This window comes from Streptomyces sp. NPDC090106 (genome assembly GCF_044747265.1).
In the GTDB taxonomy this organism is placed as follows: domain Bacteria; phylum Actinomycetota; class Actinomycetes; order Streptomycetales; family Streptomycetaceae; genus Streptomyces.
Genome location: NZ_JBIVDS010000021.1, coordinates 51,494 through 70,265, shown reverse-complemented (window position 1 = coordinate 70,265; position 18,772 = coordinate 51,494). Strand labels below are relative to the sequence as shown.

The 18,772-nt window shown below is 69.9% G+C and carries 14 protein-coding genes; 5 read left to right on the top strand and 9 right to left on the bottom strand.

What is annotated here, in order from left to right:
- Positions 1-33: 33 nt before the first annotated feature.
- Positions 34-615, bottom strand: coding sequence for a TetR/AcrR family transcriptional regulator (locus ACIPSE_RS43275; RefSeq protein ID WP_401674763.1), 582 nt, complete (start codon positions 613-615; stop codon positions 34-36).
- A gap of 80 nt (positions 616-695) precedes the next feature.
- Between ACIPSE_RS43275 and ACIPSE_RS43270 the strand changes: the two genes are divergently transcribed.
- Together ACIPSE_RS43270 and ACIPSE_RS43265 are read left to right on the top strand one after the other, a co-directional pair.
- Positions 696-1,133, top strand: a complete 438-nt coding sequence (locus ACIPSE_RS43270) for a 4-oxalocrotonate tautomerase family protein (protein WP_401674760.1) — start codon at positions 696-698, stop codon at positions 1,131-1,133.
- Complete coding sequence (locus ACIPSE_RS43265) at positions 1,126-2,145, top strand: zinc-binding dehydrogenase (protein WP_401674757.1); 1,020 nt, start codon at positions 1,126-1,128, stop codon at positions 2,143-2,145. Before ACIPSE_RS43270 ends, ACIPSE_RS43265 begins: the two co-directional genes overlap by 8 nt.
- 254 nt (positions 2,146-2,399) lie before the next feature.
- Here the strand turns inward: ACIPSE_RS43265 and ACIPSE_RS43260 are convergent, their stop codons facing one another.
- The 7 genes from ACIPSE_RS43260 to ACIPSE_RS43230 form a co-directional block, all read right to left on the bottom strand.
- Positions 2,400-4,358, bottom strand: a complete 1,959-nt coding sequence (locus ACIPSE_RS43260) for a DUF2264 domain-containing protein (RefSeq protein WP_401674754.1) — start codon at positions 4,356-4,358, stop codon at positions 2,400-2,402.
- Between the two features lie 18 nt (positions 4,359-4,376).
- Positions 4,377-5,423, bottom strand: a complete 1,047-nt coding sequence (locus ACIPSE_RS43255) for a LacI family DNA-binding transcriptional regulator (RefSeq protein ID WP_401674751.1) — start codon at positions 5,421-5,423, stop codon at positions 4,377-4,379.
- A gap of 48 nt (positions 5,424-5,471) precedes the next feature.
- Entirely contained in the window at positions 5,472-7,121 is a 1,650-nt protein-coding gene (locus ACIPSE_RS43250) for an extracellular solute-binding protein (RefSeq protein WP_401674748.1), read from the bottom strand.
- Positions 7,122-7,212: 91 nt separating this feature from the next.
- Entirely contained in the window at positions 7,213-8,100 is an 888-nt protein-coding gene (locus tag ACIPSE_RS43245; protein ID WP_401674745.1) for a carbohydrate ABC transporter permease, read from the bottom strand.
- Entirely contained in the window at positions 8,097-8,951 is an 855-nt protein-coding gene (locus tag ACIPSE_RS43240) for an ABC transporter permease (RefSeq protein WP_401674742.1), read from the bottom strand. The genes ACIPSE_RS43245 and ACIPSE_RS43240 overlap by 4 nt, the downstream gene beginning before the upstream one ends.
- Positions 8,952-9,179: 228 nt before the next feature.
- Positions 9,180-10,130: a hydroxyacid dehydrogenase gene (locus ACIPSE_RS43235; RefSeq protein ID WP_401674739.1), complete on the bottom strand. Its 951-nt coding sequence runs from the start codon at positions 10,128-10,130 to the stop codon at positions 9,180-9,182.
- 98 nt (positions 10,131-10,228) lie between these two features.
- Positions 10,229-10,855 carry an SGNH/GDSL hydrolase family protein gene (locus ACIPSE_RS43230; RefSeq protein WP_401674736.1) on the bottom strand — a complete coding sequence of 209 codons (627 nt, stop codon included), beginning with the start codon at positions 10,853-10,855 and terminating at the stop codon, positions 10,229-10,231.
- Positions 10,856-11,291: 436 nt separating this feature from the next.
- Between ACIPSE_RS43230 and ACIPSE_RS43225 the strand changes: the two genes are divergently transcribed.
- From ACIPSE_RS43225 to ACIPSE_RS43215, 3 genes are all read left to right on the top strand, one after another.
- Positions 11,292-14,030, top strand: coding sequence for a Tat pathway signal sequence domain protein (locus ACIPSE_RS43225; RefSeq protein ID WP_401674733.1), 2,739 nt, complete (start codon positions 11,292-11,294; stop codon positions 14,028-14,030).
- Positions 14,031-14,139: 109 nt separating this feature from the next.
- Positions 14,140-15,252 (top strand): substrate-binding domain-containing protein, encoded by a 1,113-nt coding sequence (locus ACIPSE_RS43220; protein ID WP_401674730.1) that lies wholly within the window; start codon positions 14,140-14,142, stop codon positions 15,250-15,252.
- Positions 15,253-15,436: 184 nt separating this feature from the next.
- Positions 15,437-17,329: a hypothetical protein gene (locus tag ACIPSE_RS43215; RefSeq protein ID WP_401674727.1), complete on the top strand. Its 1,893-nt coding sequence runs from the start codon at positions 15,437-15,439 to the stop codon at positions 17,327-17,329.
- Positions 17,330-17,394: 65 nt separating this feature from the next.
- Here the strand turns inward: ACIPSE_RS43215 and ACIPSE_RS43210 are convergent, their stop codons facing one another.
- A complete protein-coding gene (locus tag ACIPSE_RS43210) occupies positions 17,395-18,471 on the bottom strand; it encodes a rhamnogalacturonan acetylesterase (protein ID WP_401674724.1) in 1,077 nt (358 codons plus the stop codon).
- Positions 18,472-18,772: the final 301 nt, after the last annotated feature.

Below are 18,772 nucleotides of genomic sequence, written 5' to 3'. Positions count from 1 at the left end.
CCGGGCCACAGCCACCTGTGGGCAGTACTCGATTCACGCAATCGCGGCGGCGACAAGCCGCTGAAGCTGGGCGGCGGCACGGTCGAGAGGCAGGGTGCTGCGCTGCGCTCGGCACATGGCAACGGTGCCCTCGACTGCCGCCACGACGAGCGTGGCGACTTCCGCCGCCTGTTCGGGGTCGGCGCCGTGTGCCCGGAGTGAGTCGGCCAGCAGGGTCTCCCAGCGTTCGAAGACCGCTGCGGCAGCCGCCAGCGCGGGCGGGGTGTCATCGCCTGGGGGTTCCTCGATCGCCACGGCCAGCACAGGACAGCCTGCATGGAAGTCGCTGTCCAGGACGGTCTTGCGCCACAGGTCGAGGAAAGCCCGCAGGCCCGCGACCGGGCCAGCTTCCAGCTCTGTGCGCATGACGCGGGCAACCCACTCGCCCGCGTACCGCACGGCTTCCGCGGCCAGTTGCTGCTTGCCTTCGGGGAAATAGTGGTACGTCGAGCCGAGCGGCGCCCGCGCGTGCTTGGCCGTGTCCCGGATGCTCGTGGCGTTCAGCCCGCGCCGGCTGATCATGTCCGCCGCGCCGGCCACGATCCGCTCGCGTGAAGGCCTGCCGCTCTCGGGCATCTGCGCACTCCCCCTCTGGCTATAACAGTCGTCTTAGTCTACCGTGACCACGGTTTATAACACTCGTCATAGGAGCTGCCGTGCCCATGATCCGGCTGACCACGCCCGCCCGCGCCCTCACCGAGCAGGGCCGTACAACCGTCCAGCGCGACCTCGCGGCCGTCCTGCTGCGCTGGGAAGGAGCACCCGACACCGCCTTCTTCCGCGCCCAGGCGTGGAGCTACCTGATCGAACTGCCCGAGAACGCCCAGACGACCGCGCAGGACGAAGAGCCCCGGTTCCTCGTGGAGGTGACGGTGCCGCAGGGCGCGTTGTCGGAGCGGCGCACAGCCGGACTGGTCCAGGACGTGACCCGGACGGTTCTCTCGGCGGCCAACCTCACCACGGACGACTCGCTGCGCGTGTGGGTGCTCGTGAACGAGCAGCCGGACGGCACCTGGGGTGCGGGCGGCGCCGTCGTCCGCTACGCCGACCTGGTCGCGCTGGCGAAGCAGGACAAGGAGCAGGCCGGTGCGTGAGCTGACCTACACCGGCCGCCGCAAGGTCGAGTGGCGCGAGGCCGCGGACCCCGCGGTCCGGTCCGCCCAGGAGGCGATCGTCGCGCCGGTCGCCGCGACCACATGCGACGTGGACTCGGCGATCCTCGCCGGACACGGCTTCATCGACCCGCCCTTCGCCCTCGGCCACGAGTGCGTCGCCCAGGTCACCGACGTCGGCACGGAGGTGACCACGGTCGCCCCCGGAGACCTCGTCGTCGTCCCCTGGTCCGTCAACTGCGGCACCTGTGAGAACTGCCGCAACAAGCTCACCGCCCACTGCACCGCCGTCCCGCACATGGCGATGTACGGCGCGCCCATCGGCGGCAGTTGGGGCGGACTCTTCTCCGACCTGGTCCGTGTCCCCTACGCCGACGCCATGCTGGTCCCCCTCCCCGGAGGGCTCGACCCCGTCGTGATGGCCTCCGCGAGCGACAACTGGTCACTGTCCTGGCGGCTCGTCGCACCCCATCTCAGAGCCCGCCCCGGCGCTCGGGTCCTGGTCATCGCTCGCGGCAGCATCGGCCTGTACGTCTGCGACATCGCCCGCGCACTCGGCGCCTCCGACATCCTGTACGTCGACCCCGACGCCGAGCACCGCAAACTCGCCGAAGGCTTCGGCGCCCGTACCGCCGAGGTCTTGGAGCCGGCCAAGCACGGCTTCGACCTCGCCGTCGAGGCGACAGGCCGCGTCGACCAACTCGCCCTGGCCGTCTCCTCTCTCGCCCCCGAAGGCATCTGCGAGTCGGCAGGCAACCACTTCCGCCCCGGCGAACTGCCCCTCCTCGACATGTATCTCACCGGCGTCACCCTGCGTATCGCCCGCGACAACGTCCGGGCCCACATCCCGGACGCCCTCGCCCTGGCGGCGTCCGGGACGGTCACCCCGGAGCGCGTCGTCTCCCACACACTCGACTGGGAAGACCTCCCCGACGCGCTGCCGGAAGGACACCTGAAACCGGTGTTCGTCCGCGAAGTCCGCCGTGACCACTGAGCTTGCGCTCCTGGGGCAGGGCGCCAACGGGACGCTGAGCGAGCACGGTGCCCGTAGGGAGGTGGTGGTGCACCCTGCGGGAAGGAAAACGTTCCCCGCACGACGCGAGGCGCCGGCCCAGAACGTAAGCCCTCGCCTTCGGTGCGACGATCCATCAGCCGCGCGGCCAGAAGAGCTCCTGGTCGATCACACCGATGCCGAAGCGACCACCCAAGCGATACGCGGAGGGTGGTCGCAGCCGGCGGACACCTAACTCAACCTTGTACCGGCTTCTCCGGGACCGGCAAGCGCTCCTGTCTGCCGTCGGGGAACGTCACGACGATCGCCCCGTCCGCCTCGACGACCGCCCGGGCCCGGGCGGGAGGTGCTGTCAGGTCCTCCTGGACCGTGGGGTCGGCCGTCAGGACGACCAGTGCGGCGAGCACGAGGGTGCCCCCTGGGTGGTCGACGGTCAGCACCGGGACGGCGGAGTGCTCGCCGTAGGCGTTGCGGCCGACCGACCGTTCCACCTGCACCTCCCCACCGCGCAACGCGACCAGCACGCTCGTCAGGCCGTCGCCGGGGCGGCGGGTCATGGCCCAGCCCGGTCCGGACGCTCCCGGCAACGGTCCTTCGTCGTCGGCCACGGCCCAGCCGCCCACACGCACCGGGGTGCCCGCGAGGGCTTCCACCCAGTGCACCCGTACCTCCCAAGGTCCGTGCACCGCGCTGGCCGAGTCGATCCGTCCATGAGCCGTGCCGGACGATGTGCGCGGGATGTGCCAGGAGCCCGCGGTGCGTCCGTCGGGGCTGCCGTCCGGCATGATGCGTCCCCGGATCGCCGGGCCCTGCGGGGTGAGCAACGTGATCTGGTTGTCCGCCCCGATGAGGTCGTCCTCGGCCGGTGTCTCGGGTGCGGTGGCGGTCGAGTAGGCGAACCGTGTGTAGTGCGGGTTGTCCTGGCTCAACTCCGGTGCCGGAGGCGGCGGTAGCCGGTCGCAGCCGTGGTTGACCAGGCGCACCACGCCGTCGGTGGCCGTGGAGTGCAACAGCCAGCCCGGCGCGGGCAATGCCAGTACGGTGTCGGCCACTTCGGTGGGTCCCGGTTCCTCGCGCGCCGTCCAGACAGGGTGTTCGGCGGGGACGAGCAGACCGAGAAAGGCCTTCGACGCCCAATACGGCGAGGCGGGACCGGAGTAGCTCTGGGTGGCGGGCAGGAATGTCCGGTACCAGCCGAGGCTGAGCAGACCGTCACGGTCCGGCACTCCGCGCTCGTCGAAGTGCCGCAGCGCGCCGGACGCCAGGCGCCTGACCCGGCCGGGCGGGAGCGGGTTCGCCCCGTTGAGGACGGCGGCCCACAGCGGTGCCGCGGTGGCGTAGCGGTAGGTGAGGGAGCGGCCCTGGTGCACCGGGGCGCCGTCCGCTCCGAAGAAGTACTGGTGGACGGTGAGAAACTCGCGCAGCCGGTTCTGGTGCCGCGCGACGAGCGACGGGTCGGCCCGGGGGCCGGCGATCCGGGCCCACAGCGCCGGATACAGGTGCAGTGCCCATGCGTTGTAGTAGTCGAACTTGCGGCCGTCGCCGTCGGTGTACCAGCCGTCGCCCCGGTACCAGTCGTCCAGTCGGGTCAACCCCGCCTCGATCTCGGCCCGTTCGTGGGGTGCGCCCACGGACGCGAGGAACTCCTCGGTGATGACCTGGAACAGGCGCCAGTTGGAGTCGTTGGTGGTGACGCCGACCATGCCGCCGAGCCATGCGGCGGTGTGTTGGCGGACTCTGTCGGGCAGGGTGTCCCACAGCCAGGGGCGGGTCTCGTGCAGGGCGATGGCGATGGACGCCGCTTCCACGATGGGCTGGCCCCGGTCGGTGATGGGGGGCCAGTGCTCGGGGTGGTCCGGGTCCGTTCCGGCGGTGAGGCCTGCCGTGTAGCGCTCCAGCAGATCGGCGATGTGGGTGGAGCCCGGCAGGTCGGTGCCGTGGGCTCCGGCGATGCGGAAGGCCGCAAGGAGGAAGCTGCGGGCGTAGCCTTCGAGGCCGTCCGACTGGGGGCCTGCGTGTCCGGTGCGGCCGGGGAGCCGGTACTGGGCGAGGCCGGGTGTGGCGTGGGGGGTCAGGGAAGCGAGGAGGCGGTCGGCTGTCGCTTCCCAGTGGGCGCGGGTGTAGCCCGTGTGGGGCGACAGGTACGGGTCGTCGACGGGAGGGCCTGGGGTGAGCGAGAGATGCGGCGCGGTCATGCCGTCGTGAGTCCTCTGTCAGTGTCGGGTCGGAGGTGGGCCGACGCTCTTGCGGACAACGATGTGGGTGCCGAGCAGGAGTGAGCTCTCGGAGGGCCCGGGCTCGCGCAGTGCCAACCGGACGGCGGCGCGGCCGAGTTCCTCGGCGGGGGTTCGGACGGTGGTGAGCGGGGGGTTGAAGTCCTCGGCGAGAGGGATGTCGTTGTAGCCGACGACGGACAGGTCGTCCGGGACCCGCAGTCCCCGGTCGGCGATGGCACGCAGGGCGCCCGCGGCGACCATGTCGTCACCGGCGAACACCGCGGTGATGTCGGGCGCTTCGTCCAGGAGGCGCGTCACGGCCTGGTATCCCGCCGCGCGTCCCAGGCCGCAGGCCACGACCGTGCGTGCGTCGGCCGGGAGGCCGTGTTCCGTGAGGGCGCTGTCGTAACCGGCGACGCGCGCGTCCAGGGCGGTGTTCCCGGGCAGGGCTCCGACGAAGGCGATGCGCCGGTGTCCCGCCGTCAGCAGATGGGAGGTCAGGGCATGGGCTCCGGCCTGGTTGTCGAACTCGACGACGAGGGCGGGCAGTCCGGGCTGGGGGGACGGGCGTCCGCACAGCACGAGCCGCGCGCCGACGCCGTCCAGGGCCTGGGCGTAGTGGGCCACGCGTTCCCGGTAGGCGTCGTCCTCGACGACGCCGCCCACCAGGATGACGACGCGGGCACCTTCCTCCCGCATGAGCTGGACGAAGTCCATCTCGCGTTGGGGGTCTCCACCGGTGGTGTTGATCAGGCAGAGCCATCCGTTGGCGGCGGCTTCCGCCTCCACGCCTTCGGCGACGTGCGCGTAGAAGGGGCTGGTGACCTGACGCATCACCACGGCGACCATCTTGCGTCCCGCGCCGTGCAGGGCGCGGGCGTGGGAGTTGGCGACGTAGTCGAGTGCCTTGGCGGCACGGAGGACACGGGTCCTGGTGGCGGCGGGCACCGGGTAGTTGCCGCTCATGACCCGGGAGACGGTGGCCACCGAGACCCCTGCGCGTGCGGCCACTTCGCGGATCGTGACTCGTTCCTTGCCCGCCATCAGGCATGTCCTCCGTGCTGTCGCGATGTGCTGTCGATGAGCTGCGGCTCATGAATTGGCCGCGTACTCCTTGCCGTACTCCTCGGCAATTCTGTCGCCGCCCTGGCCGCGCCACTTCTTCACGGCGGAATCGAAGTCCGTCAGCGACGAGCGGCCGGCGACGACCGAGGTGATCGCATCGTCCATGATCGCCTTCAGCGTGGTGCCGTCGGTGGTGTTGGTGGGCGACTGGAGGCCGTAGGAGGCGTCGCGGATGGCCAGCGGGACGGCCTTGGTCTGCCAGGCGTGCACGGCTCGTACGGCTTCGGGCCGGCCGGGGACGAAGAGGACCTGGGGGCCCTCCGCGAGGTAGCGGAAGGGCAGGTTGGTGATGTTCTCGACCTCGCCGAGCTTGGTGTACTCGGGTGAGCCGTCCTTGCCGCGGGTGAAGTGGGTTCCCTCCAGGCCGTAGTGGACCAGTTCCCATTCCTTGGTGCCGAAGGGGGCGGCAAGGTAGTCGAGGACGCGCAGGAGCAGCTGGATGCGCTCCTTCTTCGCCTTCTTGAGGATGGTGTAGCCGAACGAGCGGCGGGCGGCGACGATTCCGCCCGGTGTGCCGTCGACGCTGTAGGGCAGGGCGGGGACGGGGGTGAGCAGGCCCTTGGAGTCGGGGTAGAGGGTGGAGTAGGCGCCGAAGCCGTTCTGCATGGAGGCGACGGTCCCGTTGAGGTAGTAGGTCTGGAGCTGCGGGGTCGCCATGGAGGCGGAGTCGGGGTGGTAGAGGCCCTTCTTGCGCAGCTGTGCCTGGAAGTCGATGGCGGCGCGGAACCGGTCGTCGCGGAAGTTCGGGCTGAAGGTGCCGTTCTTGTCGACGGCCCAGCCGGTCGGCGCGTTGTGCGCGGCGGAATGCACGGCGTTGCCGTACAGGGATCCGATACCGGCGCCGAGGGCGTAGGTCTTGCCCTGGGTGATCTTGCCGGCGACGGTCGTGAAGTCGTCGGAGGTCCAGCCCTCCTGCATTCCCGCGCCGCTGAACTTCTCCTGGTTGAGCCAGAGCGTGGAACCGGGCAGCGGGCGCTCCAGCGGGATGCCGTAGAGCTTGCCGCCGTTGCGTCCCATGTCGCGCCAGGCGTGGGTGGGGATGTTGGCGAGGTTGGGGTAGTCGAGGACCGCGTCGCCGGAGAGGTGCGGGGTGAGGTCCTCCGCCCGGCGCTGGACGAACTGTGCTTCGCGGGGGACGACGAACCCGGAGAACATGTTGATGATGTCGGGCAGGGAGTCCGGGTCGTCGGCCATGACGGTGGCCATCTTCTTGAGGTAGTCGTCGGTGGGGATCACCGTGTACTCGATCTTGACGCCGAGTGCCTTCTCCACCGCGCGCCAGTACTGGTTGTCTGCGCGGCCCTTGGGCGGGACGCCGAAGGAGACCGACATGACGCGGATGGTGGTGCCGTCTCCGGGGGTGCGGGCGACCGAGGAGGTGAGGTCGCTCGGGTAGCTGGTGTAGCCGGGCTGGACTCCGCCGTCGGTGGGCGCCAGGTCGGGCTTGGCGCCCGAGGCGGCCTTGTAGGTGGGCCAGGGGGCCAGCTTCTTGCCCGCGTTGCTGGTGTCGCCGCCTCCGGAGCCGGTGGAGCATCCGGTCAGGAGGGTGGGGACGGCGGCGGCGGAGCCGACCGCGAGGGCGGACTGGAGGAGGGTGCGCCGGGACATTCTGGGCATGACGAGGGAACCCTTCGGGTGATGGGAAGGCCGGTGGTGCACGGGGGGTGGCGAAGTGCGGGAGGGACGGCTCGACTCGGCTGAGCTCGGCTCAGCTCTTGATGGCGCCGGTCAGCACGCCCTTGGTGAAGTACTTCTGGAGGAAGGGGTAGACCATGAGGATCGGCACGGTGGCGATCACCAGCACGGCCATCTGGATGGTCTGCGGTGCGGTGACCGCGCCGTCGCCGGCCGTGGTGTCGGTGAGTCCGGATCCGGCCACGACGTAGGTGCGCAGGACCTGTTGGAGCGGCCAGCGGTCGCTCTCCAGGTAGAGCGAGGCGTAGAACCAGGAGTTCCAGTAGGCCACCGCGTAGAACAGGCCGACCACCGCGAGGGCCGCCTTCGACAGCGGCAGGACCACGGTCCACAGCACGCGCCAGTCCCCCGCGCCGTCGAGTTTGGCGGCCTCGTGGAGTTCCTCGGGGATGCCCTGGAAGAAGCCGCGCAGCACGACGAGGTTGAACACGTTGATCATCACGGGGAGGACCAGTGAGGCGTAGCTGTTGAGCAGCCCGAGTTCCTTGACCAGAAGGAAGTTGGGGATGATCCCGGGCGGGAAGAGGAAGGTGAAGAGGATCAGCAGCAGTGCCGGCCTGCCGCCGACCACGTGCGGCCGGGCCAGGGCGTAGGCGAGCAGGGCCGTGCAGGAGAGGCTGAGCAGGGTGCCGATCACGGTGACCACGACGCTGACGCCGAGGGCGTGGGTGACAATGCCGCCGTCGAGGATGTCGCGGTAGGCCTTGAGGGTGGGTTCCTGGGGCCACAGCACCCAGCCGCCGTTGTCGACCACCTCGCGCTGCGAGGCCAGCGAGGTCGACACGATCACCAGGAACGGCACGCAGACCAGCAGCACGACGGTGGCCAGGGCGAGCGCCTTCCCCGCCTGGGTGACCGGCTTGGGCTTCTCCAGCCAGCCGGGACGTGTCCGGGTGCTCATCGGTAGACCCCCTGTTCCCCGAGGCGGTGGGCGACCTTGTTGGCGGCGTAGACCAGGAGGGCACCGATGACGCCCTTGAACAGACCCGCGGCGGCGCCGTATCCGTAGTCGCCGGCGACGATGCCCCGGTAGTAGACGAACGTGTCGATGATCTCGGCGGCCTGGGGGCCGACGGCGTCGCGCTGGAGCAGCATCTGCTCGAAGCCGACCGAGAGGATCTCGCCGAGCCGCATGATCAGAAGGAGCACGATCACGGGGCGGATGGCGGGCAGGGTGACGTGCCAGAAGCGCCGCCAGGGTCCGGCTCCGTCGATCGCGGCGGCCTCGTACTGCTGCTCGTCGACCTGGGCGAGCGCGGCAAGGAAGATGATCGTGCCCCAGCCAGCGTCCTTCCAGATGACCTGGGCGACGACGAGCGGCTTGAAGGCGTCGGGGTTGCCGATGATGTTGACGGTGTGCAGACCCGCGCCGTCGAGGATGCCGTTGAGCATGCCGGTGTCGCCGAGGACCTGCTGGAAGAGCGCGACGACGATGACCCAGGAGATGAAGTGCGGGAGGTAGGCGACCGACTGCACGAACCGCCGCACCGTGGACCAGGTCAGGCTGTGCAGCAGGAGCGCGAGGGCCAGGGGGACGGGGAAGAAGAAGACAATCTGGAGCAGTGAGATCCACAGCGTGTTCAGCACGGCGTGCCAGAACTCGCTGTCCACGAACATTTCGCGGAAGTTGTCGACCCCGGTCCAGGGACTCCCCCACAGGCCGTCGAAGGGGACGTAGTCCTTGAAGGCGATGACGTTGCCGAGCATCGCGCCGTAGTGGAAGACCAGGAAGTAGAGCAGACCCGGCAGCATCAGCAGGAACAGGGTCCGGCTGCGGCTTCGGTGAAAACCTCTTCGCTTGGTCGAAGGGTCAGCAGGAGGGGCAGCGTTGTCCTTCTGTCCCCTTTTACCTGGACTCTCACGCAGCAACGCTGCCACGGAGCCTCCTTCACTGCGGGTTGGAGTGAGGTGAAGTTAAAACGTTTTCAGAGAGCGGTCAATACACCTGACACGACTGGGCACAAGCGCCGCTCCGGGCGTTCAGGCCCTCAGCGGCGCGTCCTGGCGGGAGACGGCGTGCTCGGGCGCACGCCCGGCGGCGTACCGCCTCAGGTCGTCCACGACGAGGCGTCCCAGGGCCAGTTGCTCGGCGCCGACCGCTCCCGCGACATGGCCGGTGAGCTGGCAGTTGGGCAGCGTGTACAACGGCGAGTCGGGCAGGGGCGGCTCCTCGGTGGTCACGTCGAGCACCGCGAACACGTCGGGGCGTTCCCGCAGGACGTCGATCAGTCCCGCCTCGTCGACGACGGCCCCGCGAGCGGTGTTCAGGACCGTCGCGCCCGGCGGCAACAGACGCAGCAGGTCACCGCCGAGAAGGCCGTCGGTCCGTCCCGCGATCAACGGCGTATGGATGCTCAACACGCGGGACCGGGAGACGAGTTCAGGCAGGCCGGCAACCTGGACGGCGCCGTCCGCGGCGAAGGTCTCGGCCGGCTGATAGGGATCCCAGGCCAGTACCTCGACGCCCAGCCTGCGCAGTCTGCGGGCCACCTTGCGGGCGATGGATCCGAAGGAGACCAGACCCACGGCACCGCCGCCGATGCCGGGAATCCCGGTGATCCCCGGCACGGTGCGCTCGGCGGTGATGCGGCGGGTACGCCGGTGGACGTCCTTGAGGGCGAGGACGGTCTGGGCGCAGACGTACTCGGCGACCGGCTCGTTGTTGGCGTCGGCGGCGGACAGCACCGTGATGCCCCGCTCCCACACCGCGTCGGTGACGACACGGCGCACCGATCCCGCCACATGGGCCACCAGCCGCAAAGCGGGCAGGCGGTGCAGGACCTCGGCATCGAGCCGCGGCGACCCCCAGGAGGTGAGGAGGACCTCGATCTGCGCGGCACGGGGATGCTCCAGCAGGCGGGAGACGTCCGCGCACTCGGCGACCACGTCCACGACGAGTCCCAGCGCGTTCCACGCCTCGTCGCCGAACACGCGATGCCGCAGTTCCCCGGGAAGCAGTGAAGCGGCGGGAGGATTCCTGGGCCCGGTATCCCGTGCGGGATCCGAGGTCATGGGCAGCATGGCACCCGTCATACGGCGACCTGCGCGTCCAGCCAGGCCTCGGCGATCAGCGTGTGCCCCAGCGGCGTCGGATGGATGCCGTCCTCGGTGATCTTCTCCGCCCCGCCCGCCGCGGACGCGGCCTGGTTGAGCATGCCGTCCAGAGCGATCAGCGCGGCCCCGTACTCCGCGGCCAGCCGCCGCACCACCTGGATGCGGGCGTCGAGATCGGCGCGCCACAGCCACTGCTCCGCGCGTACGGGGACCAGGAACGGTTCGAGCAGGACGAGTCGCGCGCCCACATCACGGGTCTGCTCGATCAGGGCGCGCAGGGACCGTTCGTAGGCGTCCACGGGGAGTCGGCGCAGGCCGGTCGCGCGACGCCAGACGTCGTTGATCCCGACCAGCAGGGTCACCACGTGCGGTCCCGACGCGAGGGTGTCGCGCTGCCATCGGGCCGGCAGTTCGGCGCTGCCGTGACCGTTGACCCCTCGGTTGAGGAGCCGGGCGGGCTTCCCGACGGCTTCCAGGCGCTGGTGAATCACCTGCACGTAGCCCTCCCCCAGCCCTTCGGGGTCGTCCGGGGCGCGGCCTGCGGCGGTGATGCTGTCGCCCTGGAACAGCAGACAGGGAAGCTCAGTTGGGGTGTGGGGCATGGATCTCCCTCCGGTACGGGAACCCGGTCACGCGTTCCGGGCGGCAAGTCGAGGCCAGATCTAATCATGTTGCGCAATGATTGTGCATTTGTTGCAGCGAGATTGACGGGCCGCGACCCTCATCACAGCAGCTCAGGGGCGTTAAAACAGCTTCCTGGATGCCATGAAGCACTATGAATCAAATGAAGAATTGCTGCGCGGGCTCTGGTTCGCGCACCGCGCGAGGTGTAAGCATGTGGGCGCTCCGCCAGAGCTCTCCCGTTCCCGCGTTCTCGGCACGGCTGTCATCGCCATGCCCTTCCCGCATTCCCTGCCGCGGCACCGATCCCAAAGTCCAGGTGCCGCGCCCTTCTTGAGCCGCCAGAGCCGTTCACTCGCGGACCCCGCACCGCCTCGTGTACGGCACGGGCCCCATCACACCCGGGAGTTCGATCACATGGCCAACCTCAGCCGCCGCTCCTTGCTGACCACCGCGGCGACCGGCACCGCGGCCGCGTTCGTCGCGTCCTCCGCAGCCGGCACCGCGCACGCCGCACCCTCGGTCAAGGACACCCCCGTCGACGCCCAGGGCCACGACCCGGTCCCCCTGCACTGGCTGGAAGGGGACACCCCTGCCGCACTCACGGGTGGTGCCACCTGGGGTGTTCCCTGGCCCCGCGGCGCGTTCGCGACCGGCCAGCCCTTCGCGCTGACCACGGCCGACGGCAAGGACGTACCGGTCCAGTCGTGGCCGACGGCCTGGTGGCCGGACGGTTCCCTGAAGTGGACCGCGCACGCCGTCAGCGCGGACGCGCCACGGGACGAGACCTACCAGTTGTCGGCCGGCACGCCCGCCGGCTCCGCGACACCGCTGACGGTGCACCGGGGCCGGGACACCATCACCGTCTCCACCGGCGTCGTCGACGTCGCCTTCGCCCGCGGCGGCGACCGGCTCATCGCCTCCATCACCCGCGGCGACACCGTCATCGCCAAGGACGGCCGCCTGCTCGCCTCCACCCAGGACCGGCCAGGCACCGACGGCGCCCCCGTCGTACGCAGCGACAACTTCGTCGGTTTCGTCGGCTCGGTGACGGTCGAGCAGGACGGGCACGTACGCGTGGTCGTCAAGGTCGAGGGCAAGCACCGCAAGGGGCGCCGCGCCTGGCTGCCGTTCACGGTCCGCTTCTACCTCTACGCGGGCTCGGACGCCATCCGTCTCGTGCACACCTTCGTCTTCGACGGCAACGAGAACAAGGACTTCATCAACGGGCTCGGCGTCAGATTCGCCGTACCCATGCGCGGCGAGCTGCACGACCGGCACGTGCGCCTCGGGGGCGACGGCGACGGTGTGCTCGCCGAAGCGGTGCGCGGCATCTCCGGACTGCGCCGCGACCCCGGCGCCACCGTCCGGCAGGCCCAGTACGAGGGACGGGCGACCGCCGACACCAGCACCTGGGACACACGGGTGACCTCCCGGCTGCCGTACATCCCGGCGTTCGGCGACTACAGCCTGGCCCCGCTCAACGCCCACGGCTACGAGATCCACAAACGCACCAAGCGCGGCCACTCCTGGGTCCGCGTGGACGGCGGCAAGCGGGCCAACGGCCTCGGCTACGTCGGCTCCCCGACCGGCGGCCTCGCCTTCGGCATGCGCAACTTCTGGCAGCTGCACCCCACCGAGCTGGCGATCACCGGCGCCGCCGGCGACCAGGCGGAGGCCACCGTGTGGATGTGGTCGCCCCGGGCGCCCGCCATGGACCTGCGCTTCTACCACGACGGCCTCGGCCAGGACACCTACCCCGAGCAGCTGGAGGGCCTGGAGATCACCTACGAGGACTACGAGCCCGGTTTCGGCAGCCCCTACGGCGTCGCCCGCACCACCGAACTCACCTTCTGGGCCCTGGAGTCGACCCCCACAGCGCGCCGCTTCGCCGACCTCGCCGCGGCCAACGCGACCCCTCCGACCCTGGCCTCCTCCCCCGCCCACCTCCACGCGGCGGGCGTCTTCGGCTCCTGGTCGCCGGTGGACCGCTCGAACGCGAAGAAGGCAGCGCTGGAGGACCGCCTCGACACCATGCACGCCTACCACCGCGACCAGCGCGACCAGCGGTCCTGGTACGGCTTCTGGGACTACGGCGACATCATGCACAGCTACGACGGAACCCGGCACGTGTGGTGCTACGACGTGGGCGGCTACGCCTGGGACAACTCCGAACTCTCCAGCGACCTGTGGCTCTGGTACCACTACCTGCGCACCGGCGACGCCTCCGCGTTCCGGTTCGTCGAGGCGATGTGCCGGCACACCGGCGAGGTCGACGTCTACCACCTGGGCAAGTACCAGGGCCTGGGCACCCGGCACGGCGTCATGCACTGGGGCGACAGCGCCAAGCAGGTCCGGATCAGCAACGCCGGCTACCGGCGCTTCCACTACTTCCTCACCGGGGACGAGCGCTCCGGCGACCTGCTGCGCGAACTCGTCGACGCCGACCGCAGCTTCCTCGTCCTGGACCCCGGCCGCAAGATCCGCGAGGGCGGCGCCTGGGAGCCCGACCCCAAAGCCCTCGGCGTCAGCACCACCACCGACTGGGGCGCCCTGGCCATGGCTTGGCTCGCGGAGTGGGAGCGCGACGGCCGGGCCGTGGCCCGCACCAAACTGCTCAACGGCGCGAGAACGATCGCCGCGCTGCCCAACGGCTGGGCACAGGGCGGCACCATCTCCTACGAGCTGGCCAGCGGAAAGTTCACCGGGCCCAGCGAACCCAGCGTGTCGGTCGGCTCGCTCAGCTCGGTGTTCGGGCTCATCGAGGTGATGACGGAACTGATCGGCCTGATCGACGAGCCCGCGGTCACCGACCAGTGGATCACCTTCTGCCGCCTCTACAACGCGACCAAGGCCGAACAGCGGGCCGCCACCGGAACCGACTGGGGCAATCTCAACCTGCGCCAGGCCTACGCACGGGCCACCGCGCTGGCCGCCGAGCACCTCGACGACGCGGCCCTCGCCGCACGCGCCTGGACCGAACTGCGCGCCGGGGCGGCCGGATACCCGGACTCCCTCTCGTTCACCGCCCAGCGCGTCGAACCCCCGGCCGTGCTCAACGCGGTCGACGAGGCTCCGCTGAGCGCCAACGCCAGCGCCCAGTACGGGCTGGCCGTCATCCAGTGCCTGGCCCTGGTCGGTGACCGGATCCAATAGCACCGCGATCAGCTCGTACGGTGCCGGTGAGCGGCTCCCCCGGCACCGTACGAGCACAACGCGTCACCTTCCTTTAGGATGCTTCAGCATCAGCAGACGGAGGGGTTCCATGACCGACATGCTCGTCACCCAGCGGCGCGAGAAGCTGATCGGCGAGCTCAAGTCCGCGGGAGGACTGAAGGTCACGGAGCTCGCCTCCCGCCTGCGGGTCTCGCGGGCCACCGTCCGCCGGGACCTGCTGGACCTGGAGGCCGAGGGCCGGATCTCCCGGGTGCGCGGAGGCGCCCTGCTCTCCACCGAGGCCGACGCCCCGCAGGCTGCGGGCGAGCCCGCGGTGCGGAGCGCGCCGGTCGCCTTCCCGGTCGAGGGCGAGCAGTCGCTGGGCCTGCTGGTCCCGTCGGCGACCTACTACTACCCGCGGGTGGTCGCCGGGGTCCAGGCCGCCGCGGCCCGGCGCGGTGCCCGCATCATCATCAGTCTCAGCGACTACACCCAGGACGAGGACGCCCGGCGCATCGAGGAACTCGCCGAATCGGGCGTGGCCGGCCTGCTCATCGCCTCCCCCGGCGGCCACGATCTGCCGGACGCGGCGATCCGCTCCTTCGAGAGCTCCGGCCTGCCCTTCGTACTGATGGAACGCCAGCCCCAGGACCCCTACTCCGCCTGCGAGTTCGTCGTCACCGACCACCAGCAGGGCGCGTACGCGGCGGTGCGGCATCTGGTCGGGCTGGGGCACGAGCGGGTGGCGCTCTTCACCAACGGCAGCCCCACGGCCGATCTCGTCGCCCAAGGCCACCAGGCCGCCGTGGAGCAACTGTGCGCGGGCCGCCCCGTGCCGGTCGTGGACAGCGGACGCCCCTCCCAGGACCGGACGAGCGCCGAGGCGCACTACACCCGGTTCGTCGACGCGTGTCTGGCGCAGGGAGTGACCGCCGCCCTGATCCACTCCGACCACGACGCCATCGAGGTGCTGCGCCAGCTGCGCACCCGCGGTCTGCGAGTGCCGGAGGACATGGCCCTGATCGCGTACGACGACGAGATCGCGGGCCTCGCCGACGTGCCGCTGACGGCTGTGGCGCCCCCCAAGCAGGAACTCGGTGAGCAGGCCGCCCACATGCTGCTGGACCGGCTCTCCGAACGCGGAAGCGGTCTGCCCGTGCGGCAGACCTACCTCCAGCCCAGGCTGGTCCTGCGCGGCTCGACCGAGGCCGTCCGGAACTGACCCGTCGGCGGGACGGACGCTGCGGAAGACCGCGGTCCCACCCATGGCGCTCTGCCGGCACGTACAGGTGCCGGCCGTTTGTGAGCGATCCGTGCGCGCGATGCGCAATCCATTGACACATGATTCCAATCGCTGCACGATGCGCCGAAACGATGCATGTTGAACCAACGGGACGGAGGTCTTCATGCACATTCCGCATCGTCACAAGACCGCACTCCGCACATCCCCCCTCGCCCTCCTGGCGGGGCTCGCCCTGACGGCCGCCCTGCTGACCGGACTTCCCTCACCGGACAGACCCGGCGCCATAGCCCTCGGATCGTCGCGTGCCGTGGCCGCCGCCGCGAACGGCCCCCGGGAGATGGAACGCCTCGGCCGGGGCGTGGTGGCCGTCCGCACGGGAGACTCCTCGGTCTTCGTCTCCTGGCGACTGCTCGCCCTGGACCCGCAGGGGATCGGCTTCAACGTCTACCGCTCCACCGCGGGCGGCGGCTACCAGAAACTGAACAGCGCCGTGCTCATGGCCGGCACCAACTACACCGACACGACCGCCGATCCGACCGAGACGAACACCTACCGGGTACGTCCGGTGGTGAACGGCACCGAACAGGCCGCCAGCGGGGCCTTCGCCCTCTCCGCGGACCACGCCACGGAACCCGTGGTGCGGATCCCTCTGCGCGCGGGCGCGGCCATCAAGTACGTCTGGGTCGGCGACCTCGACGGTGACGGGGAGTACGACTACGTCGTCGACCGGCACAGCACCCAGCAGTCACTGGAGGCCTATCTCAGCGACGGCACGTTCCTGTGGTCGATGGACCTCGGACCCAACAGCGAGGACCAGGACAACATCGAGGGCGGCTCCTCCGCCATCGACGTCGGCTCCGTGGACGGTGTCACCGTCTACGACCTGGACGGCGACGGCCGTTCCGAGGTCGCCGTGCGCATCGCCAACGGCGTCACCTTCGGCAACGGGAGGACGTTCACCTCCTCCGACGACGACCACCAGTTCATCACCGTCGTCGACGGCATGACGGGTGCGGAGCGGGCGACCTCGGCCGTTCCGGACGACTACATCGCCGACGGCCCGATGCACGCCCGCTTCGAGGTCGGCTACCTCAACGGCAGGACGCCCAGCCTGGTCGCCTACATGAAGAACCGGGTGGGTGACGGGAACTTCAACCTGATGATGACGGCCTGGCGGTTCGACGGCACCACCCTGAGCCGGCAGTGGAAGTGGCTGCGCGGCGATCAGAACGCGCCGGACGGACACCAGTCACGGATCATCGACGTCGACGGTGACGGCAAGGACGAGGTCGTCGAGATCGGGTTCGTGCTCAACGGCGACGGCACCCTGCGCTACAGCCTCGGCGAGAAGGGCATCGTGCACGGCGACCGCTACTACATCGCCAAGATGGACCCCGACCGGCCAGGGCTCCAGGGCTACGGGATCCAGCAGGACAACCCGAGCGGCCTGCTGGAGTACTACTACGACGCCACCGACGGCACCATCCTGTGGCAGCACACCTCTGACACGGTGACCGACGTCGGACGCGGCCTGGTGGGGGACATCGATCCCCGGCACCGCGGCATGGAAGCCTGGTCCTTCTACGGCATCCACCACGCGGCCACGAACAAGCTCGTCGAGGCCGACACCACCAAGAGCCCCTGGCCTGCGATCGGCCTGTGGTGGGACGGCGACCGCGGCATGGAACTCCTCAACAGCGGCCGCATCGAGAAGTGGGACTTCGAGAACCCCGCCGACAGCTCCAGCCAGCCGCGCCTGGTGTCCACGTGGAAGTACGGAGCGGTCGGCACAGGCAGCCCCAAGAACCCCGCCTTCTTCGGCGACATCCTCGGCGACTGGCGAGAGGAGGCCGTCTACCCGGACGCCGACAACGACGAACTCATCGTCTTCACCACGGGGACCGCCACCGAGCACCGCATCTACACGCTCGCCCAGAACCCCGCCTACCGCAACGACATGACCGTCAAGGGCTACCTGCAGTCCCATGAACTCGACTACTACCTTGGCAGGGACATGACTACTCCACCCGTGCCCGACATCGTGTACGCCGACTGACCTACGCGAAGAACGCCCGTGGGCCGCCCCGCTGCTCGGCGGGGCGGCCCACAGAACGCGTGAGGTCAGCGCACCAGCCGCTCGGACACCAGCCCCTGGTCCCGCAGGGAGCCCAGCACCAGCTCCGCGTACGTGGTCGCGCCGTAGGCGGACAGATGGGTGTTGTCGCCGTTGATGTCGGTCAGGTAGATGTCCTTGGACTTCTCCACACCGAGGCCCTCGACGAGATCCTTCGACAACTGCGTGAGATCGACCAGCGGCACCTCCAGCTCGGCCGCCAGTGCCCGCATCTCCACCGGCAGGTTCGCCGCCATGACGTGCAGGGCGACGGAGTTGAGCGTGCCGTCGGAGTTGAACCGCCGGCGCACCATCGGGGTGACGAAGACGGGTTCGCCGCCGTGCGCCCGCACCCGCTGCGCCATCTCCGTCAGGTTCGCGCGGTACTCCTCGGCGGTGGTCGTCTTGTCGTTGTGGGCGAGCTGGACGAGGACCAGGTCGCCGCGTCGGATCTTCGACTCCACCTGATCGAAGAGAAGCGGGTTGTCGAGGAAGGAGACCGTGCTCTCCCCCGAATCCGCGTAGTTGGCCACCGCCACGCCGCGGCGCAGCCGTTGGGGCAGCTCCTGACCCCACCCGACGTACGGATCGGCGGGCTGGTCGCACACGGTCGAGTCCCCGACGAGGAGGATCTGCGGGGTGTGCCGGGCGGGGGTGACCCGCAGCCCGGACAGCAGGGGTGCCGACCCTCCGAAGACGAGGTCGAGTCCCTCGCTGCCGACGTCGCCGGTCGGCTCGCCCTCCACCGCACGGACGTTGACGGTGAAGCCACGCCGGACCGGGTGTCCCGCTTCCGTCGCCGTCTCGGCGAGCACGGTACGACGCTGCTCGGCGGTCACGTCGGTCGCCGCCGTCGTGGCGCCGCCGAGCAACGCGGTGACGTCGTAGTTTCCCGGGGGCACGTCGAAGTGGCACACGATCGGCGCGGTGCCGGAGCAGGCCGAGGGGAGCGTCGCCCCCGGTACCGGGTGTTCGCCGCGGCCGTGGGCGGAGGCCGGGGTGGCGAGCACTCCCGACAGGGCGGTCAGAGCGGTCAGCAGCGCGATGCCGCCTGTGCGTCTGTGAGGCAGGGGGTGTGAGCGCATGACGGAAGTCCCTTCCCGTACTGGAGCGTCAGAAGAGGGCGGTCGGCCGTCGGCGAGAGCGGACAGCGATCTCGCGGCCCGGGCGGCTCGACCGGGCGGACGCCTGCGGCGATCCGCGCAACTGCACTGTGGAGCAACCGGGATGCCGCGTCAACGGTTCGGACAGAGAGCGTCCATACTCTTCATAATGCTTCACTCATCCACTCGCCGACTGCGCTTGATGATTGACGCGATTCTCCTTGTCGGAGTCGCTCAGTAGCTAGTTCAGGACGGTTGCACGGTCATTGACACCCCAACTGAT